Annotated in this window: 23 protein-coding genes and 1 tRNA gene; 8 read left to right on the plus strand and 16 right to left on the minus strand. The window is 67.8% G+C overall.

What is annotated here, in order from left to right:
- Positions 1–117: 117 nt before the first annotated feature.
- Both ACXAFN_RS04935 and fabV read right to left on the minus strand, forming a co-directional pair.
- Positions 118–327: a hypothetical protein gene (locus ACXAFN_RS04935; protein ID WP_474986705.1), complete on the minus strand. Its 210-nt coding sequence runs from the start codon at positions 325–327 to the stop codon at positions 118–120.
- Between the two features lie 52 nt (positions 328–379).
- Positions 380–1,591, minus strand: coding sequence for an enoyl-ACP reductase FabV (fabV, locus tag ACXAFN_RS04940; RefSeq protein ID WP_474986707.1), 1,212 nt, complete (start codon positions 1,589–1,591; stop codon positions 380–382).
- A gap of 167 nt (positions 1,592–1,758) precedes the next feature.
- On the opposite strand from fabV, the gene ACXAFN_RS04945 reads away from it, so the two are divergent.
- Entirely contained in the window at positions 1,759–2,151 is a 393-nt protein-coding gene (locus ACXAFN_RS04945; protein ID WP_474986708.1) for a DUF7079 family protein, read from the plus strand.
- Positions 2,152–2,230: 79 nt separating this feature from the next.
- On the opposite strand, the gene ACXAFN_RS04950 is transcribed toward ACXAFN_RS04945, so the two are convergent.
- Positions 2,231–2,716, minus strand: coding sequence for a glutathione peroxidase (locus ACXAFN_RS04950; RefSeq protein ID WP_474986710.1), 486 nt, complete (start codon positions 2,714–2,716; stop codon positions 2,231–2,233).
- A gap of 73 nt (positions 2,717–2,789) precedes the next feature.
- Complete coding sequence (locus tag ACXAFN_RS04955) at positions 2,790–3,338, minus strand: NUDIX hydrolase (RefSeq protein WP_474986712.1); 549 nt, start codon at positions 3,336–3,338, stop codon at positions 2,790–2,792.
- A 172-nt stretch (positions 3,339–3,510) separates the two neighbouring features.
- Between ACXAFN_RS04955 and kynA the strand changes: the two genes are divergently transcribed.
- Positions 3,511–4,359, plus strand: a complete 849-nt coding sequence (gene kynA / locus ACXAFN_RS04960) for a tryptophan 2,3-dioxygenase (protein WP_474986714.1) — start codon at positions 3,511–3,513, stop codon at positions 4,357–4,359.
- Between the two features lie 74 nt (positions 4,360–4,433).
- Positions 4,434–6,083, plus strand: a complete 1,650-nt coding sequence (locus tag ACXAFN_RS04965) for an acyl-CoA dehydrogenase family protein (RefSeq protein WP_474986716.1) — start codon at positions 4,434–4,436, stop codon at positions 6,081–6,083.
- Here ACXAFN_RS04965 and ACXAFN_RS04970 read toward each other — a convergent pair.
- From ACXAFN_RS04970 to ACXAFN_RS04980, 3 genes are all read right to left on the minus strand, one after another.
- Positions 6,080–7,273, minus strand: coding sequence for an EAL domain-containing response regulator (locus ACXAFN_RS04970; protein ID WP_474986718.1), 1,194 nt, complete (start codon positions 7,271–7,273; stop codon positions 6,080–6,082). The genes ACXAFN_RS04965 and ACXAFN_RS04970 overlap by 4 nt on opposite strands.
- A 79-nt stretch (positions 7,274–7,352) precedes the next feature.
- Positions 7,353–7,970, minus strand: coding sequence for a LysE family translocator (locus ACXAFN_RS04975; protein ID WP_474986720.1), 618 nt, complete (start codon positions 7,968–7,970; stop codon positions 7,353–7,355).
- Between the two features lie 31 nt (positions 7,971–8,001).
- Positions 8,002–8,976: a glycosyltransferase family 9 protein gene (locus tag ACXAFN_RS04980; RefSeq protein WP_474986722.1), complete on the minus strand. Its 975-nt coding sequence runs from the start codon at positions 8,974–8,976 to the stop codon at positions 8,002–8,004.
- 464 nt (positions 8,977–9,440) lie between these two features.
- Here ACXAFN_RS04980 and ACXAFN_RS04985 point away from each other — a divergent pair, with 464 nt between their 5' ends.
- On the plus strand, positions 9,441–10,055 hold the full coding sequence (locus tag ACXAFN_RS04985) for an exopolysaccharide biosynthesis protein (RefSeq protein ID WP_474986723.1): 615 nt from the start codon (positions 9,441–9,443) through the stop codon (positions 10,053–10,055).
- Positions 10,056–10,234: 179 nt separating this feature from the next.
- Here the strand turns inward: ACXAFN_RS04985 and ACXAFN_RS04990 are convergent, their stop codons facing one another.
- From ACXAFN_RS04990 to ACXAFN_RS05005, 4 genes are all read right to left on the minus strand, one after another.
- Positions 10,235–10,930, minus strand: a complete 696-nt coding sequence (locus ACXAFN_RS04990) for a FadR/GntR family transcriptional regulator (protein ID WP_474986725.1) — start codon at positions 10,928–10,930, stop codon at positions 10,235–10,237.
- Between the two features lie 129 nt (positions 10,931–11,059).
- Positions 11,060–12,577: a tripartite tricarboxylate transporter permease gene (locus ACXAFN_RS04995; RefSeq protein ID WP_474986726.1), complete on the minus strand. Its 1,518-nt coding sequence runs from the start codon at positions 12,575–12,577 to the stop codon at positions 11,060–11,062.
- Positions 12,574–13,047 carry a tripartite tricarboxylate transporter TctB family protein gene (locus ACXAFN_RS05000; protein WP_474986727.1) on the minus strand — a complete coding sequence of 158 codons (474 nt, stop codon included), beginning with the start codon at positions 13,045–13,047 and terminating at the stop codon, positions 12,574–12,576. The genes ACXAFN_RS04995 and ACXAFN_RS05000 overlap by 4 nt, the downstream gene beginning before the upstream one ends.
- A gap of 33 nt (positions 13,048–13,080) precedes the next feature.
- On the minus strand, positions 13,081–14,046 hold the full coding sequence (locus tag ACXAFN_RS05005) for a Bug family tripartite tricarboxylate transporter substrate binding protein (RefSeq protein ID WP_474986729.1): 966 nt from the start codon (positions 14,044–14,046) through the stop codon (positions 13,081–13,083).
- Positions 14,047–14,554: 508 nt separating this feature from the next.
- On the opposite strand from ACXAFN_RS05005, the gene ACXAFN_RS05010 reads away from it, so the two are divergent.
- Complete coding sequence (locus tag ACXAFN_RS05010) at positions 14,555–15,331, plus strand: SDR family NAD(P)-dependent oxidoreductase (RefSeq protein ID WP_474986731.1); 777 nt, start codon at positions 14,555–14,557, stop codon at positions 15,329–15,331.
- A gap of 192 nt (positions 15,332–15,523) precedes the next feature.
- Complete coding sequence (locus tag ACXAFN_RS05015) at positions 15,524–17,104, plus strand: aldehyde dehydrogenase (NADP(+)) (protein ID WP_474986733.1); 1,581 nt, start codon at positions 15,524–15,526, stop codon at positions 17,102–17,104.
- A 490-nt stretch (positions 17,105–17,594) separates the two neighbouring features.
- Here ACXAFN_RS05015 and ACXAFN_RS05020 read toward each other — a convergent pair whose 3' ends face one another.
- The 5 genes from ACXAFN_RS05020 to ACXAFN_RS05040 all read right to left on the minus strand — a co-directional run bounded on the left by ACXAFN_RS05020 (position 17,595) and on the right by ACXAFN_RS05040 (position 22,381).
- On the minus strand, positions 17,595–19,124 hold the full coding sequence (locus tag ACXAFN_RS05020) for a tripartite tricarboxylate transporter permease (RefSeq protein ID WP_474986734.1): 1,530 nt from the start codon (positions 19,122–19,124) through the stop codon (positions 17,595–17,597).
- 62 nt (positions 19,125–19,186) lie between these two features.
- A complete protein-coding gene (locus ACXAFN_RS05025) occupies positions 19,187–19,681 on the minus strand; it encodes a tripartite tricarboxylate transporter TctB family protein (RefSeq protein WP_474986736.1) in 495 nt (164 codons plus the stop codon).
- A 171-nt stretch (positions 19,682–19,852) separates the two neighbouring features.
- The gene (locus ACXAFN_RS05030) at positions 19,853–20,860 is read right to left on the minus strand and encodes a Bug family tripartite tricarboxylate transporter substrate binding protein (protein ID WP_474986738.1); all 1,008 of its coding nucleotides are present in this window, start codon (positions 20,858–20,860) and stop codon (positions 19,853–19,855) included.
- A 48-nt stretch (positions 20,861–20,908) separates the two neighbouring features.
- Positions 20,909–21,655, minus strand: coding sequence for a ribonuclease activity regulator RraA (locus tag ACXAFN_RS05035; RefSeq protein ID WP_474986740.1), 747 nt, complete (start codon positions 21,653–21,655; stop codon positions 20,909–20,911).
- Between the two features lie 639 nt (positions 21,656–22,294).
- A tRNA-Leu gene (locus tag ACXAFN_RS05040) sits at positions 22,295–22,381 on the minus strand.
- Positions 22,382–22,523: 142 nt separating this feature from the next.
- On the opposite strand from ACXAFN_RS05040, the gene ACXAFN_RS05045 reads away from it, so the two are divergent.
- Both ACXAFN_RS05045 and queA read left to right on the plus strand, forming a co-directional pair.
- On the plus strand, positions 22,524–23,990 hold the full coding sequence (locus tag ACXAFN_RS05045) for an SLC13 family permease (RefSeq protein ID WP_474986741.1): 1,467 nt from the start codon (positions 22,524–22,526) through the stop codon (positions 23,988–23,990).
- A gap of 85 nt (positions 23,991–24,075) precedes the next feature.
- Entirely contained in the window at positions 24,076–25,113 is a 1,038-nt protein-coding gene (gene queA / locus ACXAFN_RS05050) for a tRNA preQ1(34) S-adenosylmethionine ribosyltransferase-isomerase QueA (protein ID WP_474986743.1), read from the plus strand.
- The last annotated feature ends 33 nt before the right edge of the window (positions 25,114–25,146 follow it).

Here is a 25,146-nt window from a genome sequence, read left to right on the forward strand (position 1 = left end):
GGGGACTCTCTCGCGGGCGATGAAAGCCCCATTCTAGGCCGTCGGCGCCGAGCGTAACAGCCGCCCGGACACGACGACGCCGGGCGGGAAGCCCGGCGTCGCGCAAACGACGATGACTCAGCCGGCCATGCCGATCACCAGCATGCCGACCACCACCACCGCCACCACGACGATAATCGCGGGCAGCAGCCAGGCCATGCCGTGGTCGGGCTCGCGGGCCTCGGGCTGGTCCTCGTCCGGCTCGGGATGCTCATAGTCCTCGGGCTGGCTGACCTCGTGGAGGTGTTCCAGCGCTTCTTCCGGCGTCTTGCTTTCCCTGGTATCCATGCGCACCTCCTGGGCTCGAGGATCGGGAGGCAGGGCGCCGGCGCGCCGGGCCCTACGGCTCTACGACATCGAATTCCACCGCGGGATTCACGTCGGCGTCGTAGTCGACGTCGTCCCGCTCGAAGCCGAACAGCTTCAGGAACTCGTGCTTGTACCCAGCATAGTCGGTGATCTCGAACAGGTTCTCGGTGGTCACCCGCGGCCACAGATCCTTGCAGGCCTGCTGGACATCGTCGCGCAGCTCCCAGTCGTCGAGGCGCAGGCGGCCGGCCTCGTCGGTATCGGCGCTGTCGCCCTGCCCTTGCGATGAATAGAGCCGCTCGCCGAACAGGCGGTTGAGCTGGTCGATGGTGCCCTCGTGCAGGCCCTGCGCCTTCATCACCTTGTAGACCATGGCGATGTAGAGCGGCATCACAGGAATCGCCGCGCTGGCCTGGGTGACCACGGACTTGAGCACCGCCACGTTGGCGCCGCCGCCTTTTGGCTCGAGGCGAGCATTGATCTCGCCGGCGGCGCGATCGAGGTCTTCCTTGGCGCGGCCCAGGGCGCCGTGCCAGTAGATCGGCCAGGTGATCTCGGTGCCGATGTAGCTGAAGGCCACCGACTTGGCGCCTTCGGCCAGCACGCCGGCCTTGTCCAGGGCGTCGATCCACAGCTCCCAGTCCTCGCCGCCCATCACCGCGATGGTGTCGTCGATCTCCTGCTGGGTGGCCGGCTCCACCTCGGCCTCGATGATGGCGTCCTTGTTGGTGTCGATGGCGGTGGCGCGGTAGGTCTCGCCGATCGGCTTGAGGCTGGAGCGCTTCATTTCACCGCTGTCCGGCAGCTTGCGCACCGGCGAGGCCAGCGAATAGACCACCAGGTCGACCTGGCCCAGGTCCTGCTTGATCAGCTCGATGGCCTTGTCGCGGGCCTCGTGGGAGAAGGCATCGCCGTTGATCGACTTGCTGTACAGCCCTTCCTGCTTGGCGAACTTGTCGAAGGCCGCGGCGTTGTACCAGCCGGCGGTGCCCGGCTTGCGCTCGGTGCCCGGCTTCTCGAAGAACACGCCCAGGGTATCGGCACCGTAGCCGAAGGCGGCGGTGATCCGCGCCGAGAGGCCATAGCCGCTGGAGGCCCCGATCACCAGGACCTTCTTCGGCCCGGCGCTCTTGTCCAGCTTCCGGGCGCGGGTCGCCTCGATCTGCTCGAGCACGTTCTGCTCGCAGCCGACGGGATGGGTGGTGGTGCAGATGAAACCGCGGACCTTGGGCTTGATGATCACGTGAGACCTCTTGGCGTTCGCAGCGGGGTGGCAAACGGTCGCCGCCCCGATGAAATGGAATTCGTACGTGGCGACATTCTAGCGACCTCGATGGGCGCTGTCCGCCCTTGAGCGACGCCGCCGGCTGGGGCAGGATGCTCGGCATTCCCCTTCCGCCAGGAGATCCCATGGACGCACAGACCCTCGTCGACACCCGCGGCGACCTCTGGCTGGCGCTGGCGCCGCTATGGCTGGAGCGGGAACCCCGCGAGTCCGACTACGCGCGCATGATCGAGGAGATCGAGCGCCACGGCCTCGACATGCGGGAACTGGAGTGGGTGTTCCGCCTGGAACTGGCCCCGGTGCTGACCCGTCAGCAGATGTCGGTGACCGGAGAGTGGCGCCGCTTCGACGACTACCAGCTGATGAAGCGCCTGGTGGCCCACAACCTGCGGTTGACCGGCTGGCGGCGCAAGACCTGGGCATTGTTTTCGGGGCTGACCACCATGATGGCCCGCCACCGCTTCAACGAGCTGATCGAACGGTTGATGATCGCCCGGGGGGAAGACCTGCCCTCTTGAGCCGGCGAGAGGCGCGGACCGCTTTCGCGAGTGAAGGCAGCCGGGTCGTCGGCGAAGCGTCGTCCTTGTCTTGTCACCCTCAGGTTTCGTCGAGGGCCTTCTCCAGGGCCTCGACCAGCGCCGCCTCGCCGTCCCGGGGCGAGAAGCGGCGAATCACCCGCCCATCGCGGCCCACCAGGAACTTGGTGAAGTTCCACTTGATCATCCCCGTGCCCAGCACGCCGGGGGCCGCGCGCTTGAGCTCCACGAACAGCGGATGGGTGTGGTGGCCGTTGACCCTGATCTTTTCCATCATCGGGAAGGTCACGCCGTATTCCCGCTCGCCGAAGGCGCAGAAGGCCTGGGCCGTCTCCGGCGACTGGTGGGCGAACTGGTTGCAGGGGAAGGCCAGCACGGTGAAGCCGCGATCGCGATAGCGGCGATAGAGCCGCTCGAGGTCGCGCAGCTGGGGCGTGAAGCCGCACTTGCTCGCCACGTTGACGATCAGCAGCACCTGGCCGCGCAGGGCGCGCAGGTTGAAGGGCTCGCCACGGGAGGTGCGGCAGTCGTGATCGTGAATGCTCATGGCGCCGGCTCACTGTCTATACCGACACGATGCCACGCCGCGCCTCGCGGTGCCAGTCCCCGCGCCCGGCGGGTCACGACGCTTCCCCGAGCCGGCCAGCCCGCCACAGGGCCTCCACGGCCTGGCGGGTGTCCGGGGTCACGCCATCCAGCGCCAGGGCCTCGGCGGGCGAATGCCAGGAGACCTCGGCGACCTCCTCGGCCTGCAGCCGCAGCGGGCCGTCATGGTCCACCAGATAGGCACTGCCGAAGATGTGATGCCCCCCGGCGGCATGCACGAACTCCAGCACGTGGCGCAGCGGCACGCCGACGATGCCCAGCTCCTCGGCCAGCTCGCGCCGGGCGGCCAGGTGCACCGCCTCGCCGGCCCCGACCACCCCGCCGGCGGCCAGGTCGAGGCCGCCGGGAAACACCTCCTTGGTCAGGGTGCGGCGCTGCACGCAGATCTCGCCGGCGCTGTTGCGCACCACGATGTAGGTGGCGCGATGCCAGTAGCGGTAGCGCCGCATGGTGGCTCGCGGGGCGCTGCCGCAGGGCCGGTTGCGGGCGTCCACCAGCTGGATGCTCTCGTCGGCGATGCGGGGGGCGGGCAGCGGCGCGGGGGCCAGGGCGTCGTCGGTCATCACGGGCTCTCCGGAGAAATGCCTTCAGCCTACCCAGTCGTGCCCGAGGGGTCACGCCCGACCGGCTCGGTGCCGACACGCCGCAGCGTCCATGGCGGGTCATCCCCATCCACGCTGTCGCCGAGTAGAGTCGAGCCAGTGCCGCCACCGCTTACTCACCCGGGAGACCGCCATGACCGATCCTCGCCCACCACGCTCGAGCGTCGACCTCGACAGCGAAGCCATCCACTGGGACCAGGACCTGAGCTACGGCCAATACCTGGGCCTCGAGGCGCTGCTCGACTGCCAGCACCCGCGCTCCGATCAGCACGACGAGATGCTGTTCATCGTCATCCACCAGGCCTCGGAGCTGTGGATGAAGCTGTGCCTCCACGAGGCCCACGGCGCCGCCGAGCACATCCGCCGCGACCACCTGCGCCCGGCGTTCAAGATGCTGACGCGGGTCGCCCGCATCCAGGAGCAGCTGATCAAGGCCTGGGAAGTGCTGGTGACCATGACCCCGGCGGACTACTCGGGCTTCCGCGACGAGCTGGGCCAGAGCTCGGGCTTCCAGTCCTACCAGTACCGGGAGCTGGAATTCCTGCTCGGCAACAAGAACGCGAGGATGATCGAGGCCCACCGCCGCCACCCCCGGCACTATGCCCACCTGAAGACGGTGCTGGAGGCGCCGAGCCTCTATGACATCGTGCTGCAGCGCCTCGCCGCACGGGGCTTCGATATCCCCGCGAGCCACCTCGAGCGCGACTGGGCCGAGCCCTACGCCGCCTCGCCCGCGGTGGAGGCCGCCTGGGCGGCGGTCTACCGCGACACCACGACCCACTGGGACCTCTACGAGCTGGCCGAGAAGCTGGTCGACCTGGAGTACAACTTCCAGAAGTGGCGCTTCAGCCACATGAAGACCGTGGAGCGCATCATCGGCTATCGACGCGGCACCGGCGGCACCGCGGGGGTGAACTACCTGGTCAAGGCGCTGGACCTGCAGTTCTTCCCGGAGCTGTGGTCGGTACGCAGCTCGCTGTAGGCCGCCCGGCAGGCCTTTGACCGCCCCGCCGGCAGGCACCATGCTCAGGTAAGCCCGCCTGCCGGAGACCCATCATGCAGGATCATGCTCCCCGCGACCGGTTGGCCACCCATACGGTGACCAACCAGCCACCGCCCCCCGAGGACCGCGATGCCCTGGCCGACGACCTGCCGCTCCAGGAAGCCCTCGCCCGGGAGGCACCGGACTGGGTGGCCCGTCGCCTGACCCCGCTGGGCCGCGAGGTGGGCAGCCAGCGGGTGCAGGCCCTGGGCGAGGCGGCCAATCGCCATCCGCCCGAGCTGCGCCTGTTCGACCGCCACGGCCGCCGCCTGGACGAGGTCGCCTACCACCCCGCCTATCACGAGCTGATGCACCTGGCCATGGACCACGGCTGGCAGGCCGTGGCCTGGCAGGAGGAAGGCCGCGGCGGCCACCAGGCCCACGTGGCCGCCCTCTACCTGCTGACCCAGGCCGAGCCGGGCTTCTGCTGCCCAGTGACCATGACCCACGCCGCCATGCCGGCGCTGCGCGCCTCGCCCACGGTGCGGGCCGAGTGGGCGCCGGGCCTGCTGGCCTGGGACTACGACCCCCGCGCCCTGCCCGCCGAGCGCAAGAGCGCCCTGACCTTCGGCATGGCGATGACCGAGAAGCAGGGCGGCAGCGACGTGCGCGCCAACACCACCCGCGCCGAGCCGGAGGCCGACGGCTGGCGGCTGACCGGCCACAAGTGGTTCTGCAGCGCGCCCATGTCCGATGCCTTCCTGACCCTGGCCCAGACCGAGGACGGGCTCGGCGCCTTTTTGGTGCCGCGTTTCGCCCCGGACGGCACCCGCAACCCCATCGAGCTGCAGCGCCTCAAGGACAAGTGCGGCAACCGCGCCAACGCCTCGGCGGAGATCGAGTACCGCGGCGCCTGGGCCGAGCCCCTGGGCGAACCGGGCCGCGGCGTGGCGACCCTGCTGTCGATGGTCCAGCAGACCCGGCTGGACGCCGCCACCGCCCCGGTGGCCATGATGCGCCAGGGCCTCGTCGAGGCCTGGCGCTTCGTCCGGCAACGCCAGGCCTTCGGCCGTCGGCTGGCCGAGCAGCCGCTGATGCGGGTACTGATCGCCGACCTGGCCCTGGAGGTGGAGGCCGGGGTGGCGCTGGTGATGCGCACCGCGCGGGCCTTCGACGGCGCCGCCCGGGGCGACGCCCACGAAAGCGCCCTGGCCCGGCTGCTGCCGGCGCTGGCCAAGTACTGGCACAACAAGCGCGCGCCGGGCTTCCTGGCCGAGGCCATGGAGTGCCTGGGCGGCATCGGCTACGTGGAGGAGACGCCCCTGGCGCGGCTCTACCGGGAGGCACCGGTCAACTCGATCTGGGAGGGGTCGGGGAACGTGATCTGCCTGGACGTGCTGCGCGTGCTCGGCCGACATCCCGAGGCCCGGGAGGCGCTGCAGCGGGAGTTCGCCGCGGTGAAGGGGACGTCCGCCGAGCTCGACCGCGCCCTGGCGGAGCTGGAAGGCCTGATGGGCGAGGCACCGGAGGCGCTGGAGCCCCGCGCCCGCTGGCTGACCCAGCGGCTGGCCCAGTGCCTGCAGGCCGCGCTGCTGCTGCGCCACGCCCCGGAGGCGGTGGGCCGGACCTTCTGTGGCAGCCGGCTCGGCGCCGCGAGCTCCGCCTACGGCGTGCTGCCCGGGGAAGCGCCGCTGGGCGCCCTGCTCGACCGCCTGCCCGGCTAGCCGCCGGCCGGCGTTAACGGCGCGGCATGCCCGGCCAGGGGCGGGATCTCGTCGGCGGGCAGCGGCCGGGCCAGGCCGAAGCCCTGGACATGGGTGCAGCCGAAACGCGCCAGGGGCTCGAGACAGGCGAGGTCCTCCACGCCCTCGGCCACCACCCGGATCCCCAGGCGGCGACCGAGCAGCGCCACGGCCTCGACGATGGCGGCATCCTGCACGTCCTCCAGGAAGCCGCCGACGAAGCTGCGATCGATCTTCAGCTCGCTGATCGGCAGCCGCTGCAGTCGCGCCAGGGAGGAGAAACCCACGCCGAAATCGTCCACCGAGACCTCGAGGCCCGCCAGGTGCAGCCGCGTGGCCACCTCGCTGCCGAGCAGCTCGTCCTCCATCGACGACGACTCGGTGATCTCCAGCACCAGCGGCGTGCCGCCCGACGATCGCCAGCCGGCCCTCACCAGCTCGACCAGCTCCGGGCACAGCAGGTCGTCGGGCGTCACGTTGAGCGACAGCGACGGGTGCACCCCGTCCCGGCGCCAGCGGGCGGCATCCTGCATGGCCAGCTGCAGCACGCATCGGGTCAACCGGCGGCCCTGGGCCGCGTTCAGCCAGGGCAGGAACTCACCGGGCGCCAGCACGCCGAGCTCCGGGTGCGCCCAGCGCACCAGGGCCTCCACGCCGGAGAGCCGACGCGTCGCCAGGTCGAACTGGGGCTGGTAATGGAGGATGAATTGCTGGCGCTCGAAGGCCTGGTCGAGTTCGTCATGCCGGAACAGCGGCCGGTCCTGCCCGGGGTCGGGCGTCGCCGGCCGCGCCAGGGCATCCAGCCGCTCGCGCAGCTCGGCGAGCAGCATGGGCTTGTCCAGCGAGGCCAGCATGTCGAGGCCGAGGGACTCGCCCAGCCGTTCGGCGATGCGCGCCACCTTGCGCTCGACGCCGCTGAGCAGCAGCACCTTGCCGGCGTAGCCGCACTCGGCGAGATGCCTCAAGGCGACGATGTCGTCACGCTCGCCGAAGGCCAGCCCGATGACCACCAGGCACGGCCGTCGCGCCATGACCTCATCGACCAGGTGACGCGCATGGCGGCAATAGCGGGTCTCCATGCCCAGCACCCGAAGCTGCACCGCCAGCGCGGCGGCGGCATCGGCGTCGTCCTCGAGCACCATCGCCAGGGTCGGGGCCGAAGAGACGTTCATGGCGGGGACATCCGGTCGGCAAGCTCCCTCGGGGGTGACGGGCACCACGCGGCCGGCCGGCGAGCGATCATCCCCATCGTCAGTGGAGGGGGCCCGCTACCACCCGCAACGCCAGGGCCAGCAGCAGCACCCCGGTCGCCCGGTTGATCCAGTGGGAACGGGCCTGCAGCCAGGGCAGCACCCGCGAATGGGACAAGCCGACCGCCACCAGCACGTACCAGCCGCCGTCGATGATCATCGCCGTCAGCACGATGATGGCCCGGGCGGCCAGGCTCATGTCCGGCGTCACGAACTGGCTGAGCAGGGCGACGAAGAACAGGATCAGCTTGGGATTGCCGAGCGCCACCAGCATGCCGTCCCGGGCCGCCTGGCCACCGGTGGTGACCATGGCATCGGCCTGAAGGGCCCCGGCGCGTCCCGCCCGCAGGGCCTTGATGCCCAGCCAGGCCAGGTAGGCCGCCCCGCCCCAGGTGAGCGCCTGGAACAGCAGCGGGAAACGCACGATCAGCGCGCCCAGCCCCCAGACCGTGAGCAGCGCATAGAGCCCCACCCCCAGCGCATGGGACAGCGCCGCCATGATGCCCGGCAGCCGCCCCCCACCCAGGGTATGGCGCAGCACCAATGCCAGGCTCGGCCCCGGCGACATGGCTCCCATGGCGCAGATCGCGGCCAGGGACATCCACAGTGAAAACGGCATCACGGTCTCCTTGGATCATCCGGGTCCGGGCTCAGGGGTGAACCCGATCGGCGCGCTCGCTTCCTGCGTCGTCGCCGAGGGGCAAGGCGGCCAGTGCCCGGGCCACCTCGTCCATGTCGAGATCGGCGAGGTGGCTGCCGGTCTCGATCATCGCGTTATGTTCGGCCAACGGCCGCCAGCGACGCTGGGGGCGGGCGAAGAGCCCCAGGGTCGGCCGGTTCCAGGCACTGGCCATGTGCAGCACCGCCGTATCGGGTGTCACCACCAGGGCGGCATGCTTCACGGTGGCGACGCTGTGCGGCAGGCTGGTCTCCAGCGCCAGGAGGTGCACCCAGGGCAAGTCGGTCGCCAGCCGTTGCGCCTTGTCCTCGCCATCGGGGCCGCAGACCATCACCACCGGCAGCCCGAGCCCGTGATGAAGAAGGTCGCAGAGTCGGCGCCCCTGGTCCAGCGAAAGCTGGCGTGACGGATGGCTGCCCTCCAGGTTCAACGCCACGTAGGGCCCCAGGGGCGCCACGAGCTGCCGGACCCGCTGTTCATCCTCGGCGGCGATCGGGAACTCGTAGGTCCCGGGCACCTCGGCGATACCGGCCTCTCGCATCAGCGCGGCCCAGCAGTGGGGGCGAGCGCCACCGCGATCATGCAGCGACCTGGCGGCCTCGCCGAGCGGCGTGTAGCAGCGCAGGGGCGCGCCGCCCAGCCGCAGATTGCAGCGCGCCCGCAGGGTGCCGACGAAGCAGCACGCCGCGGAGCTGTCGCGGATGGTGCCCTCGATGCACAGATCGATGCGGCCGTGGCGGGCCTGCAGGTCGCGAGCCGCGGCGCGGGTCGCCCCGAGATCCCGGTACTGGTCGATCGTCATCACCTCGACCCGCTCGTCGTCGATCCAGCGGAACACGACTTCGTTGTAGACCGAGGCCACGATCACGATGCGCGGCACGCCACGTGCCTGCAAGGCCCGGATGACGGGGAACACCGCCATGCCATCGCCGATCTTCTTGGGCACGTAGAGCACCGCGGTGCGAAGCGTCTGCGGGACGCCCGCGCCCGACGCGTAATCGTACCGCCACCGGTGATAGTGCCGAGACAGGGTACGAATCGGATGGCGTAGAAGCTGCTGGGCGAATGTGGGGGGAGCGGCCATAGATAACGTGGCAAACCAGATATTCACGAGAGGGACATCGAAGGGCCTCATGATGTGTCTCTCAGCACCGTCACCTTGCCAGGCCGGTCGGGGCAGCGCTCATGGCGTCGGCACGACGGGTCCGGGAACCGGTAAAGGTACGCCTGCCGGCCTGACGAAGCCAGGGCGCACTCGGGCATGAGAAGCGCTTACCATACGACATCGCGGTGCCCGGCAACAGAGCCGCCCGCGAAACCCACCATTGCCGGCGGGCGGGCACCTCTCATCGCGTTGCCCATGATAGGGTCGCGATACGCCTTCGCCCCTCACGAACCTGCAGGTAACGCATGGCCAGCGACATCCCCCAGGGCTCGCCCCTCGAACACCCCCGCAACCTGTCGACGCTGATCGCCCGGGTACAACGGGCCGGCCACCGCCGGGACGACATCAGCCTGGAAGCCATCCTCGACGCGGTAGGGCGACGCAGCTTCGCGCCCTTCCTGCTGATTGCGGGGCTCGTCACCCTGGCCCCGCTGATCGGCGACATCCCCGGCGTCCCCACCCTGATGGCCAGCCTGGTGGTCCTGGTGGCCGCCCAACTGCTGCTGGGCCGACGGCATTTCTGGCTGCCGCGCTTCCTGCTGGCGCGGCGGATATCCCGCGAGCGGTTCCTGCGGGCCACCGGCTGGCTGGAGAAGCCCGCCCGCTGGGTCGACTGCTGCCTGAGGGCGCGCCTGACCTGGCTCACCCGCTCCCCGGCCCACCTGCCGGTGGCGCTGACCTGCCTGCTGATCGGGCTGGCCATGCCGCCGATGGAGCTGGTGCCCTTCTCCGCCAACGGCGGTGGCCTGGCGCTGACCCTGTTCGGCCTGGCGCTGCTCGCCGAGGACGGCCTGATGGCGCTGGTGGCCTACCTGCTGACCGGCACCACCCTGGCCCTGGTGATCATCGGCCTCACCTGAGCCCTGGAACTGGGGTGTCTCGGGCATATGCCATCCTCGACTGAAGCGGAAGAACAGGCCGACTGTGAGGTTATGCCCCCGGAACTCGACGACCTGGGTGGAGGCCCCACCCTTGCGGAGACAGCCGATCCGGGCACAGGGCAGTGACAGCATCGAGAACCAACACCGTCAGGCTTGTACTAGTGGGTGCCCTCGAACATGCGGTGACGCGCATTGTCGATGTGCGCCCGCATGGCGGCTTCGGCCCCCTCGCCATCCTGCGCCTCGATGGCCTCGACGATGGCCAGGTGCTCGTCCTGTACCTTGCGTAGGCGCGCCTGGGACGCCATCAGCGAGAGGCCGCGCGTCAGGTTCATGCCGTTCTTGATGCTCTCGTTGAGCGACTTCAGCACGGTGGTGTAGTAGTGATTGCTGGCCGCCTCGGTGATGGCCAGATGAAAGCGGTAATCCTCATCGGTGGCCAGGTCCTGGCGAGCATTGGCGGCGTCGATGACGTCGTAGCAGCGCCGAATGTGATCGAGCTGGACCTGGGTCCGACGCAACGCCGCCAGATGCGCCGCCTGCGCCTCCACGTTGGTGCGAAACTCGAAGCAGCGCTGGATATCGGCAATGCTCGAGATGGGGGCGAACTCGAGCACGGCACTGTCGGGCTGGCGAATCACGAAGCTGCCCGACCCGCGACGGGACACCACCAGCTCGTCCTCCTTGAGCCGGGCCAGGGCGTCGCGCAGCACCGGGCGGGACACCTCATAGCACTGACAGAGCTGCGCCTCGGTCGGCAGCTTCTTGTTGACCGGGTATTGGCCGTCGATGATCGCCGCCAGGATCTTTTCGTACACCGCCGAAGCCAGTGAAAACTTCTCGTCTTGTGCCATATTCCTTGCTCCGCTTACCTGCTCCCTGATGGCCCGATCACCGAGGTGGGTGCCAATGTCAGACGTTCCAGACGGGCACGCCGAGCGCCCCCGCCCCCACCACGCCTTGCATCCCCGTCACGGTGGCACTCATGACCCGGCCGCCGTGTCGCTTGCCGCTAGCCTTCGGCCCGGTCGCCTGCAGATCCCATTGGCGATGATCAGCGTCCAGACCAGGATCGCGAGCCCCGCCAGCACCATGGCGATGGGACGATCGACGAAGGCGGTCAGATCGCCATCGGACTTGAGGATCGAACGCATGAAATTGCTCTCGATGATCGGCCCGAGGATGAACGCCAGGATCAAGGGGCCCAGAGGAAAGTCGTTCTCCATCAGGAAGACACCCACCAGACCCAGGCCGAGCATCACCCAGACATCGAACATGCTGTTGTTGGCGGAGAAGGCGCCCACGATACAAAACATCAGGATCAATGGGTAGAGAACCCCCGTCGGCACCGAGAGCAGGCGCCCGGCGCCCTTGATCGCCAGGAACCCCAGGGGCAGCAGCAACAGGTTGGCCAGCACGAAGACCAGGAAGATGGCATTGACCAGCGCCCCCTGCTCGGTGAAGACATCCGGCCCCGGGGTGATCCCCTTGGTCGTCAGTACGCCGATGATGATCGCGGTGACGGTATCGCCGGGGATGCCGAAGACCAGCGCAGGGATATAGGCCCCGGACAGGGCCGCGTTGTTGGCGGCGCTGGCGGAGACCAGCCCCTCGGGGTGGCCGGTGCCGTATTTCTGCGGCTCACGGGACAGCTTGCGACTGATGGCGTAGCTGATCCAGGAAGCGATGTCGGCCCCCGCCCCCGGCAGGGCGCCGATCATGGTGCCCAGCAGCCCGCCCCGGGCGACGCCGCCCTTGTAGCGCCAGGTGGTGCCCGCAACGCCGCCGAACCCTTCACGGCGCGGCGTCTCCTTGCGGGAGGCCCCTCGCCCTGCGGTCGGCAGGCTACGCAGCAGCTCGGTGATGGCGAACAGCCCGATCAGTACCGGCAGCAGCGAGATGCCGGCCAGCAGGTTGTAGTTGCCCAGCGTGAAACGCACCTGACCGGAGACGCTATCCATGCCGACCATGGCAATGGCCAGGCCGATCAGCATCGAGATCGCCCCCTTGAGCGGGTCACCTCCGGCCACCAGGATGGCGCAGGACAGCCCCAGCAGCGCCAACCAGAAGTATTCATCGCTGGTGAATTCCAGCGCAAACTCGGCGATACGCGGGGCGAAGAGCGCCAGCACCGCGACCCCGATGACGCCACCGAGCATCGAGCAGGTGACGTTGATGCCGAGCGCCAAGCCAAGCTTGCCCCGCTTGCCCATCAGGAAGGCCTCGTCGGCATACACCGCGGACGCGGGCGTGCCCGGCATGCGCAGCAAGGCACCGGGAATATCCCCGGCGACGATGGCCATGGCGGTGGCCGAGACGATGGCGGCGATGGCCGGCAGCGGGTCCATGAAGAAGGTCACCGGCACCAGCAGGGCCGTGGCCATGGTCGCCGTCAGGCCAGGAATAGCCCCCATGAAGAGGCCGAACAGGGAGGCGGCCACGATCACCAGGATCACCTCCCACTGAAACACCATGGCTGTCGCTTGCAGCAATTCGGTCATGGGTACAACACCTGTTCGAGGAGACCAGGCTCCAGAGGCACATGCAGCAGCTGGGCGAACAGCAGCCAGATAACCACCGTGGCCAATGCCGCGATCGACATCGCCCGCCACCATCCTCGGCGGTGATAGGCGCGAAACAGCAGGCTCAGCAGCACGAAAGAAACGATGGGGAAGCCCAATACCGGCGTCAGCCATACGTAGGCGACCACGCTCGCCACCACGGCGGCGAGCGTCAGCAGGAAGGGGCGAGGCGCGACCTTGCTCGTCCAGCGACACCAGGACTGGCGCTGCCTCAGCCCCTTGATCACCATCAGGCCCCCCATCATCAGCAGCAGCCCACCCACCACCTTGGGAAAGGTGCCGGCCCCGTAGACCTGGCGAGGCAGAGGGCTCAGATCGGCCGACGCCACGATGAGGGCAGCCCCAAGGGCTGCCGCCATCGTGCCCGACACCGCGTCACTGGTGCGCATCTCGAACACCTCCGGATTGTCGGAACGACCTCGTCACTGGGCCAGTCCCAGCTTGTCGATGATGGTTTCGTTATTGCTGTCCTGCTCGGCCATGAACGCCTCGAACCCCTCGGGCCCTTTCCACACGGCGCCATAACCACGCCCGCTCATGAACGATTGGAAGTCCTCGGAATTCCAGACGCTTTCCGCGGCAGCCTCGAGCCGCTGGGCGATGTCCTCCGGCAGCCCCTCGGGCGCTACCAGGCCGCGCCAGGAACCGTGAGACCAGTCGTCACCGGTCACTTCCTTGGCGGCCGGCACACCGGGGAAGGCATCCTCACGCTCATTGGCCAGCACGGCCAGCGTGCGGACACGACCGGACTCACGCATGGACTCGATTTCGGGCAGCGACGAGAACACGATGTCCACCCCGCCGGCGGCCAGCTCCTGCAGCCCCGGGGCCGCCCCCTCGCTGGGCACGAGGTTGACCGTATTGGGGTCGATGCCCTGCTGGTCGAGGAAGCCGGCGAAGGACAGGTGATAGGCGGCACCCGGCGCGGACCCGGAAACCGTGTATTCATTGGGCGAATCGGCGATATCGGCCAGCGCCTCGTCCAGGGTCTGCCAGGGCGAGTCGGCATTCACGGTGAAGGCCGCATAGTCCAGGTTGAGCAGGGCGATCGGCGTGAAGTCCTCATAGGACAGGTCGGCCGTGCCGATGTGCTGATAGGTGGCGATCTCGGCCGTGCCCAGGCCCAGGGTATAACCATCCGGCGGCGCCATCTTCATCGCCATGTGGCCGACGACGCCGGACCCGCCAGTGCGATTGACCACGTTGACCGGCTGGCCCAGCTCGTCCTGCAGGCCGGCCGCGAACTGCCGCCCCACCGCATCGGTACCGCCACCGGCCGACCAGGGGACGATCAGCGTGATGGGCTTGGAGGGGTAGTCGTCGCCGAAAGCGACCGTCGACGCGGCCATCACCAAGGAAGCGCAGAAGAGACGAGGAAGCGTTCGCATGAGTTATCTCTCTTGTCGTTGAGCGTCAGAAGGGCCCGGGTCAGGGCCCACTGGGCCCGCTACCGGGAAGCACGTTCGTAAGCCTGATCCTTCGGCGAAAAATAGACAAGTTATTACAAATTAGACTTTGTGCTTAGATGCTCCGTTCTCCCCCGTGATCACGGTCGTCGCCAAACCCGGGCGTCCTCCTTATTAATCATTAAATATCAGAATGTTAATTAAAAACATCCGGTCCCTCCCTCCTCCTTTACCCGACCTTAGACCAGCATGCCGTCGGCCCCCTCATGCCATCTCGCCCGGCCTACTTGTTATTATTTGTTTGAAAGCCGCCGAGTGCTGGTCTAAGGTTGGGCGGGTCATTCCGGCCGCCCATGCGCGGCCTTCCCACCGGGGCTCGGGGAAAGCACCGGCGGGACCTCCTGGGCCTTGGCACCAAGCGACACATCACTCTGACTTCCCCATCCCCCATATACGGCCTACTGCAGGCCCGAGTCATCAGGAGCATTTCATGTTCGCCGATCTCAACGACAAGACCGTACTCGTCACCGGCTCTACCAAGGGCATCGGTCGCGCCGCCGCGGTGGCCTTCGCCCGTCAGGGCGCCATCGTTGGCATCAACAGCCACCAACGGGACGAGGCGGCCGAAGAGCTGATCGCCCAGCTGGAGTCCGAGGGCGCACGCTTCGACTACTACGAGCGCGACCTCAAGAAGAGCGACGAGTGCGAGACGCTGGTCAAGGAATTCGTCGAGCAGTTCGGCAGCCTCGACGTGCTGATCAACAACGCCGGCGGGCTCGGTGTTCGCAAGGGGCTCGAGACGCTCGAGGACGAAGACTTCGACCTGGTGATGGACCTGAACCTGCGTTCCGTGATCATGACCACCCGCTTCGCCATGCCGCACCTGAAGGCCTCCGCCGAGAAGCGCGGCGAAACCGCCAGTGTCATCAGTACCGGCTCCATCGCCGGTCGCGAAGGCGGCGGGCTGGGCGCCTCCCTGTACGGCGGCTCCAAGGCCATGCTGCACAACCTGCACCGTAACTGGGTGAAGGAATTCACCAAGGATAACGTGCGCTTCAATATCGTCGCCCCGGGCACCATCGACACCGCCTTCCATGCCGACAAGAGCCCCGAGCTGATGGAAAAGATCGCTTCCACCATCGCCATGGGCCGAGTCGGCACTTCCGAGGAGGTCGCGCCGTCCTTCCTGTTCCTCGCGTCTCACGCCGCCAGTGGCTACATCACCGGCCAGGTGATCGACGTCAACGGTGGCCAGATGTGCCCCTGAGGCGGATCGCGTCGCCGGGCTGACGGGCCGGCGCCACCGGCCGCCTGAGCCCCTAGCGGCCGGCGTCCTTGCCGACCGCTTGGCCAAGCGCTTCATGGCTCGGCAACGAGGTCTCTGGGCCAGCCAGGTTCCGTGACACCCTCTCCCGCCGAGCCCCTTTCATCGTCATCACCACCCTGTTCAGGAGCCCCCATGACTATCGAAGGTCATCACCTGATCGGCTTCGCCTCCCAGGCCGGCACCACCGACGCCCAGAGCATCGCGGCGGTCAACCCCGCCTCCGGCGAAGCCCTCGCCCCTCGGTACCCGCTGGCCGGCCAGGCCGAGGTCGAGCACGCCTGTCGGCTGGCGGAGCAGGCCTTCCTGCCGTACCGTCGCTTGCCACTTGAAGAGCGCGCGGCCTTCCTCGAAGCCGCCGCCGACAATATCGATGCCCTCGGCGATACCCTGACCGAGCGTGCCATGGCCGAGACCGGACTTCCCCGGGCACGCCTCGAAGGCGAACGCGCCCGCACCTGCGGTCAGCTCCGGCTGTTCGCCGAGGTCCTGCGCCGCGGCGACTACCTGGACGTGCGCGTCGAAGATGCCCTGCCCGAGCGCGCTCCCATGCCGCGGCCCTCACTGGCCCAGCAGCAGGTACCGCTGGGTCCGGTGGCCGTCTTCGGCGCCAGCAACTTCCCGCTGGCCTTCTCGGTTGCCGGCGGCGACACCGCGGCGGCGCTGGCCACGGGGTGCCCGGTGATCGTCAAGGCCCACTCCGCCCACCCCGGCACCTCCGAACTGGTCGGACGCGCCCTGCAACAGGCCGCCAAGCGCTGCCACATGCCCGAGGGCGTGTTCTCACTCCTCTACGGCAGCGGCAGCGAGCTCGGCCAGGGCCTGGTCAAGGACCCGCGCATCCAGGCGGTGGGCTTCACCGGCTCGCGCAATGGCGGCACCGCCCTGCTACGCACCGCCCAGGCGCGTCCGCAGCCGACCCCGGTCTATGCCGAGATGAGCAGCATCAACCCGGTGCTGCTGCTGCCGCAGCATCTCGAGGCCAACGCCGAGGCCCTGGGCGATGCCTTCGTCGCCTCGCTGACCATGGGCGCCGGCCAGTTCTGCACCAACCCCGGACTGATCCTGGCGCTTTCCGGCCCCGCCCTGGAACGCTTCGTCGATCGCGCCGGCGAGGCGGTGCGCGAAGCCGCGCCCCAACTGATGCTGACCCCCGGCATCCACGCCGCCTACCAGCAGGGCGTGGCCCAGCTTGGCGAGCAGTCGGACGTTTCCCTGGTCGCCAAGGGCCAGGCCACCGGGCACCTCGCCTGCCCCTGCCAGCCCCACCTGTTCCGTACCACCGCCACGGCCTTCATGGGCAACGATGCCCTGCACGACGAAGTGTTCGGCGCCTGCGCCCTGGTCGTCGAGTGCGAATCGGTGGCGCAGATGGAGCTGGTGCTGTCCGCCCTGGAAGGCCAGCTGACCGCCACGGTTCACCTCGAGGAAGCCGACTACGCGCTGGCCGACCAGCTGCTGCCACTGCTCGAGCGTCGCGCCGGCCGCATCCTGTTCAACGGCTGGCCCACCGGCGTCGAGGTGTGCCACAGCATGGTCCACGGCGGCCCCTGGCCCTCGACCTCCGATTCCCGCACCACCTCGGTGGGCAGCGCGGCGATCCAGCGCTTCCTGCGCCCGGTGTGCTACCAGGCGATACCGGAAGCACTGGCTCCGGACACCCTCAAGTCGGACAACCCGCTCGACCTGCCTCGCCAGGTGAACGGCAAGCGCTGAACCGCCGGCCCGCATCGGGCCCAGCGCCACCGGCCATGCAGCAAGGCCCTCGCCATCGGCGAGGGCCTTCTTCATGATCGGCACCGATGGCACACGCGCCTTGCTGACCACCCATGCAGGGGTGCTGAACCGCCCGCGACATGCCGCCCGTGCCGACGGGCCGGCCAACATCCTCCCCGCCCCAGGACGTGTCCGCGTTTTCATTGGCTAGTGAGCGATGCCCTGGCCAAGGAAGGGCTTGGCTGGTGACGTGTGCACCGGCTGCCCCCGCGCCAGCGCCCCTGCCGGCGGTTCCCGGAACGCGGATATGCTGCCCTTCACGGGCACGGCCGATGCGATGGTGGCCTCGAGTGGCTCGAAGCAGCACGCAGGCGTCTTTGCGCCGACTCATGATCGCGCGACCCCATGCCCCACATAAAAATGGCGCCTGCCCATGGCGATGTGCCAAGGGTCAGGCGCCGAAGCTTCCCGCTTGGGTCTTTTCGTTGCCTCAGCTGGCGTTTTCGTGCCCCTTCAACTGCACCGGCTTACGAATCGCCAGGAAGTAGACGAAGATGCCGGTCAGCACGATGAAGAACAGGCTGTCCGGCTGGGTCACGAACACCGTCAGATCCCCGTTGGACAGCGTCAGGGTGCGACGCAGGTACTCCTCGAGGCCTGGCCCGAGAATGAACCCGAGCAGCAGCGTCACCACCGGATAGCCGTGCTTGCGCAGATAGAAGGCCAGCACCCCCATCACCAGTGTCATCATCATCTGGAAGGTCGAGTAGGTCGCCACATAGCTGCCCACTACCGCCAGCATGGCGATCGAGCCGAACAGCACGTCACGGCGAATGCGCACGATGCGGATGAAGTAGGGCCCCAGCAGGTACATGGTCAGCGGAATCAGGATCAGCGCGCTGAAGATCAGCGCCGCCAGCATGGGGGCGATCAGGCCGGCCTGGGACTCCATCAGCTGGGGCCCGGGCTGGATGCCGTTGATCACCAGGACCCCCAGCACGATGGCGGTGATCGGGTCACCGGGAATGCCGAAGGTCAGCATCGGCACCAGGGCACCGCCGCACACCGCGTTGTTGGCGCTTTCCGCCGCCGCGATTCCCTGGGGGTTGCCCTTGCCGAAGCTGTCAGGCTCGCGAGAGGTGCGCACCGCTTCCACATAGGCCAGGAAGCCGCCCATGGAGCCACCGGCGCCGGGCAGGGTGCCGACCAGATAACCGATGGTGGACGACTTCAAGTAGCAGGCCGCCCCGATGCGACGGATCGCCGAGCGCGGGGGAATGAAGTCCCGACGGCGAATGCGCGCCACCCCCTTCAGCTGCTCGCGGATGCGCTTGGCCGCGTCGTTCTCGGCCAGCTGGGTCAGCAGCTCGCTGATGGCGAAGGTGCCGATGATCACCGGCATCAGATCGATCCCCGCCGCCAGGTCCCCCAGGCCGAAGCTGAAACGGGCCACCGGCACCATGGCATCGAGCCCCACGGTGGCCAGCATCAGGCCGAGACAGGCGGCGATGGCCGCGCGACGCACGTTGCCCCGCTGGGCGATGACGATGACGATCAGCGCGAACAGGATCAGGGCGCACTTGCCGGTGGTCTGCACCAGCAGCGACAGGTCGGCGATCAGCGGCGCCAGCAACACCAGCAAGACGGCGCCGAACACGCCCCCGATCATCGAGCCGAAGGACGCATGCCCCAGCGCCAGGGGCCCCTCGCCACGCTGCTGCATGGGGTAGCCTTCCAGCGCCGTCATCATCGAGGACGGGGCACCGGGAATATTGATGGTGGTCGCGGTGATGCTGCCACCGCACATGCCGGCCATGTAGATGCTGGCACAGGCCATCAGCGCCGTGGTCACGTCCAGGCTATAGGTCAGCGGCAACAACAGCGCCAGCGCCAGGGTGGCGGTCAGCCCGGGAATCGCCGAGAAGATGGTGCCGATCAGGAAGCCGGCCACCACGTAGAACAGTACGGTGGGATCGAGCAACAGGCCGAAGCTCGCCATCACCTGAGTCAGGAAATCCATGGGTTACCCCCGGAAAGGCGCCCGGTATGCATCGACGGGCGGGTTACGTCAGTCGTCATGGCTCACCCCCACAGCATCGGCAGACGGACATTGAAGACCTGGTCGAACAACAGATACCCCGCCCCGGTGATCGCCAGCGCGATGGCGGCCTTGCTCAGCCACTTCTCCCGACCGGAGAACAGCAGCATCACCGTCAGCACATAGGCCAGGGTAGACAGCGCATACCCCAGCAGCTGGAAGATCAGCACGTAGACCAGGGTCGCCAGCATCAATGCCAGCTCAGGCGGGAAGCGTCGCCGGCTGGCGCTTCCCGACGGCGCCTCCTCGGCCGCGCCGGAGGCCCCGGCGCGCACTGCCGACCACCACTGCAGGCCACACAGCAAGGTAGCGAGCAGGCCGATCAACAGCGGGAAGAAAGACGGGGTCAACTTGCCCCCCTCGAGGGGCGGCCCCATCATCAGGGCACCGATCAGGTAACCCAGCGACAACAGCCCCAGCACGCCATGGAACCTGGCCGCGCCGGACCCGAACAGGGAAGACAACAGCAAACGAGACATGCAGCACCTCTCCCGGCCTCCGGCAAGGGAGGCCGACACGCATTGATCGTTGAATCGAAACTCGCGGTAGGACGGCGGGCCGCCGCTTTCCCCGTGGCCATGCCCCGCAGCAGAGGAAGAGGCCCATACCGGGCGGCAAGCGACGCCGCCGCCCCACGAGATCACCGAATCTTACAGCCCCAGCTCATCCATCGCGGCGAAGGTCCGCTGCTGGTAGTCATCGATCCACTCGTTGACGTCCTCGCTGCCGAGCCAGCCCGGCGTCACCCCGATGCTGGTGACCCACTGCTGGAACTCATCACTCTGGAAGGCCTGGTGATAGGTGGACTCGAGGGTCTCGATGGCCTCCTCGGAGGTATTGGCCGGGGCCGCGAGCACGATGAAGCTGCCGGTCTCCAGCTCCACGCCGAAGTTCGAGATCGGTGGCACCTCAGGATAGGCGGGATTCTGGGCATCGGACAGCTCGACCACGCCCATGGCGTCTCCCGACGACAGGATGCCGGAGAAGTCGCCCAGGCTCGAGATGGCGGCATCGATCTCGCCGGACAGCAGCGCTTCGGCCTCGGCGGTGGAGGAGCCGGGGTAGGAAATCACGTTGAAGGACACCCCGGTGGCCGCTTCCAGCCGCCGCACCGCCAGGTAGGGGCCGGAGCCCTCCGGCGCCACCCCGATGCGTACGGTGCCGGGGTTGGCCCTGGCCGCCTCGATCAGCTCTTCATAGGACGAATAACCGGACTGCTTCGACACCACGATGGCGTCGGCTTCCTGGGTGACACGGGCGAAGGGCTCGAGCTGGTCCAGCGAATAGCCGGGCACCATGTTGCCCCGCGGCAGGGTGACGACGCTGTCGTACGTCAACACGCCGATGGTGTGACCGTCGGGTCTGGCCTTGGCGAGCTGCATCAGCCCGGTGGCCGTCACGGCACCGCCGATGTTCTCCACGTAGATGGACGTCGGTAGGGACTCTTCGGCCAGGCTACTGATCTTGCGTGAGATCGCGTCGGCACCACCACCGGCCGGCCAGGGCACGATCATGCGGATATCACGCTGGGGAAAATCGGCCTGGGCGACGGGCACGCTCGCCACGGCGGCCAGGGCCGCGGTGGCCAGGGTCGCGCCCGCCACCCCCTTGGCGAGGCGTTGACGAAGGGATGAGTCGAGAGTGTTGAAAGCGAACATGGCGGCTCCTGATGGTTGTGATTGTCGTTGGGTCGAAATCGCCCGCGATCAGCCGCGGGTTTCCTGCCGGCGCAGGTAAGCCTGGTACTCCTCCTGCGCCTGCTCATTCGGCGGATAGAGGCCGATGACGGCGGCGCCGGCGTTTACCTTGTCCAGCACGTAGTCCTCGAAGGCCTCCATGCCGATGGCCTCTTCGGCGACTTCATCGACGAGCTCCAGCGGCACCACGATGACGCCGTCGCCGTCACCGACCAGCACATCACCGGGATAGACCGGCACCCCACCGCACCCGATGGGCTGCTGAATATCCACCGCATGGTGTTTGGTCAGGTTGGTCGGCGCGCTGGGCTTGGTGCAGAACACCGGCATGGACATGGTTTCGGCGTATTCGGAGTCACGTACGCCCGCGTCCGACACGAAACCCGCGCATTCGCGCACTTGGAGACGGGTCAGCAGGATACTCCCGGCGCTGGCGGCGCTGGCGTCCTGACGGCAGTCGGACACCAGCACGCGCCCCGGCGGCACGTTCTCCACCGCCAGGCGCTGGGGGTGCTCCGGGTCCCGGAAGGCCGCGACCACGTCCAGGTCTTCCCGGGCAGGGATGTAACGCAGGGTATAGGCCTGCCCCACCATCTTGACCTGGTCGTCGTTCATGCGGCCCACGCCCTGGATGTAGGTGTTCTTCAGGCCTCGCTTGTGCAGCAGGGTATGGAGTGACGCCGTCGACGCCTTCATCAGGCGTTCACGGGTCAGGCTGGAGAGTTCTGGATGGGGATAATCGTTGATGATGCTCATGGTTCCGCCGAGTGGCTCTGTGGATGGCAGGCTCACTATAGGAAGTGGCGGGAGGCTTTTCAAACAACTTTTTACAAATTTGCCTACCTCAGGCTCATGAGCGTCGGAGAGTGATAATCCCTACGGCCCGAAGTTGTCTTCAAATTATTGATTTTTATCTTTTTATAGATAAATCTGGCGCCTGAGACATGACCATGGACATCGTGTTAGACATAGGTCTAAAAGGCAATATTTGTATTTATTTAGCGTCCGACGCCCTTCCACCCCGGCGGAACTCCTGTGTGCCGAAGCCAACACCCACGGACAGGCCCCGCGCCAATCCGCCACGAATCGTCCGGCCGCGCGACGAGCAGACACAAAAAAGCGGCCCGCTAGGGCCGCCGGAAACGGGAAATGTGCCATGCAGGGGAGCTGACACACCGCCATTATTCATGATCAATTTCGCGGGAGTTTTACCGGAAAGCGCTTATATATGGGCCCACATCATGACTTTGACCGTATGGCCAGCCGTGAGCAGCAATGACAGGCATGCACGAGAAAGGCGCGACGACGCGTAGATCTTCCGTCGTCATTCCGTTGACACTTTAAGAATTTCTAATTCAGAACAAGCACAAGGAGGGAGGTAAGCGCTTGATTTCATGGTACCGGTGGTCGGACTCGAACCGACAAGGGCTTGCACCCGGCGGATTTTGAATCCGCTGCGTCTACCAATTCCGCCACACCGGCAACGGCGGTGCATTATACGGGGGCGGCGGTGCAGGTCAATGACTTAGCCGTCGTCGCGGAAGACACGACTTTGGTAGAATGCGCCGCTCGGGCCAGCGAACGGGACGCTGGCCCCCTCCGCCGTCATTGCCCAGGAGCCGTCATGTCAGGTCCCCCTTCCTCGCCGAATTCTTCGCCAAATACCCAGCGCCCCACCCGGGCCGGCCGCATCGGCCTGTGGCTGGGGCCGGTCTGGCTGCTGTTGACGCTGCTGGTGCCGGCCCCCGGCGGCATGGCAGAGCCGGCCTGGGCCTGCGTCGGCATGGCGCTGCTGATGGCCAGTTGGTGGTCCACCGAGGCCATCCCGATCCCGGTCACTTCGCTGCTGCCGCTGATCCTGGCCCCGGCGCTGGGCATCGGCGGCATGAGCGAGACGGCGTCGAGCTACGCCAACCCGATCATCTACCTGTTCCTGGGCGGCTTCCTGCTGGGCATCGCCATGCAGTACTGGAACCTCCACCGGCGCATCGCCCTGCACGTGCTGAGGGTGGTGGGCAGCCAGCCACGTCGCCAGATCGCCGGCTTCATGATCGCCACCGGCTTCCTCAGCATGTGGGTCTCCAATACCGCCACCGCCATCATGATGCTGCCCATCGGCATCTCGGTGCTCAGCCTGCTCGGCGGCAGCGACCCCAAGGAGCTCAATCGCTTCGCCACGGCGCTGCTGCTGGCGATCGCCTACTCCGCCAGCATCGGCGGGGTCGCCACCCTGATCGGCACGCCCCCCAACGCCCTGCTGGCCGGCTATCTGGCCTCGGAGCGCGGCATCGATATCGGCTTCGCCCAATGGATGCTGGTGGGGCTGCCGATCAGCGTGGTGATGATGGTCTGCGCCTGGTGGTGGCTCACCCGCCGCGGCTTCCAGCTAGCGGTGGGCGACGACAGCGCCGGAATGATCCACGACGAGCTGGCCCGAATGGGCCCGATGAACGCCGCCGAACGCCGAGTGGGCCTGATCTTCCTGCTGGCAGCGCTGGCCTGGGTGGCCCGACCGCTGCTCAACAACGCCGGCCTCGACTGGCTCTCGGACACCGGCATCGCCATCGCCGCCGGCATGGCACTGTTCCTGACCCCTAGCGGGCGCGGCGACGGCGAGCGGCTGATGGTCTGGGAAGAGGCCCAGAAGCTGCCCTGGGGCATCCTGCTGCTGTTCGGCGGCGGCCTGGCCCTGGCCGGCACCATCAGTCGCTCGGGGCTCGCCGAGTGGATCGCCGAGCAGCTCTCGGTCTTCGGCGCCTTCCCGACCCTGGCGATCATCGGCGTGGTGGCGCTGGTGATCATCTTCCTCACCGAGGTGACCTCGAACACCGCCACCGCCGCGGCCTTCCTGCCGCTGCTCGGCGCCCTGGCGGTGTCGCTTGGCATCTCGCCGCTGCTGATCACCGTGCCGGCGGCCATCGCTGCCAGCTGCGCCTTCATGATGCCGGTGGCCACGCCTCCCAACGCCATCGTCTTCGCCACCGGGCACATGCAGATCCAGTCGATGATCCGCGCCGGCTTCGCCCTGAACCTGATCAGCACCCTGGTGGTCAGCCTGCTGGCCTACCTGCTGATCACCACCCTCTGGTAAGTCCTCGCTCGCCGCTTCCTGACTTGCCAGTCAGGAAGCGGTATCCTAGGGCGCCCTTTCACCTTCTTTCGAGCCCGACGTCCCCATGCAGCGCGCCGATTTCCACTACGAGCTTCCCGAGGCGCTGATCGCCCGCTACCCCTCCGAGCAACGCAGCGACTGTCGCCTGCTGTGCGTCGACGGCGAGAGCGGCGCGCTCGCGCACCGCCGCTTCCCCGACCTGGTCGAGACCCTCGCCCCGGGCGACCTGCTGGTGTTCAACGACACCCGGGTGATCCCGGCCCGGCTGCACGGCCACAAGGCCAGCGGCGGGCGCGTCGAGATGCTGCTGGAGCGTCCGCTGGACGCCCATCGCGGCCTGGCCCATCTGCGTGCGAGCAAGTCGCCGAAGCCCGGCACCGAGCTCGAATTCGAGGGCGGCATCCGCGCCGTGGTCGAGGGCCGCCGCGAGGCGCTGTTCGAGCTGCGCTTTTTCGGCGAGACGCCGCTGGTGGAGCTGCTCGAGACCCACGGCCACATGCCGCTGCCGCCCTACATCACCCGCGAGGACGAGCTCTCCGACCGCGAGCGCTACCAGACCGTCTACGCCCGCCGCGAGGGCGCGGTGGCCGCGCCGACCGCGGGGCTGCACTTCGACGAGCCGCTGCTCGAGGCGCTCGCGGAGAAGGGCGTGGAGAGCGCCTTCGTCACCCTGCACGTGGGCGCCGGCACCTTCCAGCCGGTGCGCGCCGACGACATCCGCGACCACGAGATGCACAGCGAGTGGATCGAGGTGTCCGAGGCGGTCTGCGAGCAGGTGCGCGCCGCCCGGGCCCGGGGCAACCGCGTGATCGCGGTGGGCACCACCAGCGTGCGCTGCCTGGAATCGACCTGCCTGAAGAGCGCCGACGGCGAGATCGCCCCCTACAGCGGCGAGACCGACATCTTCATCTATCCCGGCTATGACTGGCGGGTGGTCGACGCCCTGATCACCAACTTCCACCTGCCGGAGTCGACCCTGCTGATGCTGGTGTCCTCCTTCGCGGGTTACGAGACGGTGATGGCCGCTTATCAGGAGGCGGTCCGCGAAGAATACGCCTTCTTCAGCTATGGCGACGCCATGCTGCTGACGCGCGCCCGCTGAGCCGAGCGACCGACGGCCACCCGCTCCGACGAA

This window comes from Halomonas sp. ABH4_019 (assembly GCF_056159885.1).

What these genes read in the sequence shown, in the direction of transcription:
- kynA (WP_474986714.1), top strand. Translation starts at nt 3,511, where the DNA reads ATGACCGATCCTCGCCCACCACGCTCGAGCGTCGACCTCGACAGCGAA.
- ACXAFN_RS05015 (WP_474986733.1), top strand. Translation starts at nt 15,524, where the DNA reads ATGACTATCGAAGGTCATCACCTGATCGGCTTCGCCTCCCAGGCCGGC.
- ACXAFN_RS04990 (WP_474986725.1), bottom strand. Translation starts at nt 10,930, where the DNA reads ATGGCACAAGACGAGAAGTTTTCACTGGCTTCGGCGGTGTACGAAAAG.
- ACXAFN_RS04970 (WP_474986718.1), bottom strand. Translation starts at nt 7,273, where the DNA reads ATGAACGTCTCTTCGGCCCCGACCCTGGCGATGGTGCTCGAGGACGAC.
- ACXAFN_RS05030 (WP_474986738.1), bottom strand. Translation starts at nt 20,860, where the DNA reads ATGTTCGCTTTCAACACTCTCGACTCATCCCTTCGTCAACGCCTCGCC.
- ACXAFN_RS05000 (WP_474986727.1), bottom strand. Translation starts at nt 13,047, where the DNA reads ATGCGCACCAGTGACGCGGTGTCGGGCACGATGGCGGCAGCCCTTGGG.
- ACXAFN_RS04995 (WP_474986726.1), bottom strand. Translation starts at nt 12,577, where the DNA reads ATGACCGAATTGCTGCAAGCGACAGCCATGGTGTTTCAGTGGGAGGTG.
- ACXAFN_RS05035 (WP_474986740.1), bottom strand. Translation starts at nt 21,655, where the DNA reads ATGAGCATCATCAACGATTATCCCCATCCAGAACTCTCCAGCCTGACC.
- ACXAFN_RS04975 (WP_474986720.1), bottom strand. Translation starts at nt 7,970, where the DNA reads ATGCCGTTTTCACTGTGGATGTCCCTGGCCGCGATCTGCGCCATGGGA.
- ACXAFN_RS04945 (WP_474986708.1), top strand. Translation starts at nt 1,759, where the DNA reads ATGGACGCACAGACCCTCGTCGACACCCGCGGCGACCTCTGGCTGGCG.
- ACXAFN_RS05010 (WP_474986731.1), top strand. Translation starts at nt 14,555, where the DNA reads ATGTTCGCCGATCTCAACGACAAGACCGTACTCGTCACCGGCTCTACC.
- ACXAFN_RS05020 (WP_474986734.1), bottom strand. Translation starts at nt 19,124, where the DNA reads ATGGATTTCCTGACTCAGGTGATGGCGAGCTTCGGCCTGTTGCTCGAT.
- ACXAFN_RS04950 (WP_474986710.1), bottom strand. Translation starts at nt 2,716, where the DNA reads ATGAGCATTCACGATCACGACTGCCGCACCTCCCGTGGCGAGCCCTTC.
- ACXAFN_RS05045 (WP_474986741.1), top strand. Translation starts at nt 22,524, where the DNA reads ATGTCAGGTCCCCCTTCCTCGCCGAATTCTTCGCCAAATACCCAGCGC.
- ACXAFN_RS04965 (WP_474986716.1), top strand. Translation starts at nt 4,434, where the DNA reads ATGCAGGATCATGCTCCCCGCGACCGGTTGGCCACCCATACGGTGACC.
- ACXAFN_RS04935 (WP_474986705.1), bottom strand. Translation starts at nt 327, where the DNA reads ATGGATACCAGGGAAAGCAAGACGCCGGAAGAAGCGCTGGAACACCTC.
- ACXAFN_RS04955 (WP_474986712.1), bottom strand. Translation starts at nt 3,338, where the DNA reads ATGACCGACGACGCCCTGGCCCCCGCGCCGCTGCCCGCCCCCCGCATC.
- queA (WP_474986743.1), top strand. Translation starts at nt 24,076, where the DNA reads ATGCAGCGCGCCGATTTCCACTACGAGCTTCCCGAGGCGCTGATCGCC.
- ACXAFN_RS04985 (WP_474986723.1), top strand. Translation starts at nt 9,441, where the DNA reads ATGGCCAGCGACATCCCCCAGGGCTCGCCCCTCGAACACCCCCGCAAC.
- ACXAFN_RS05025 (WP_474986736.1), bottom strand. Translation starts at nt 19,681, where the DNA reads ATGTCTCGTTTGCTGTTGTCTTCCCTGTTCGGGTCCGGCGCGGCCAGG.
- ACXAFN_RS05005 (WP_474986729.1), bottom strand. Translation starts at nt 14,046, where the DNA reads ATGCGAACGCTTCCTCGTCTCTTCTGCGCTTCCTTGGTGATGGCCGCG.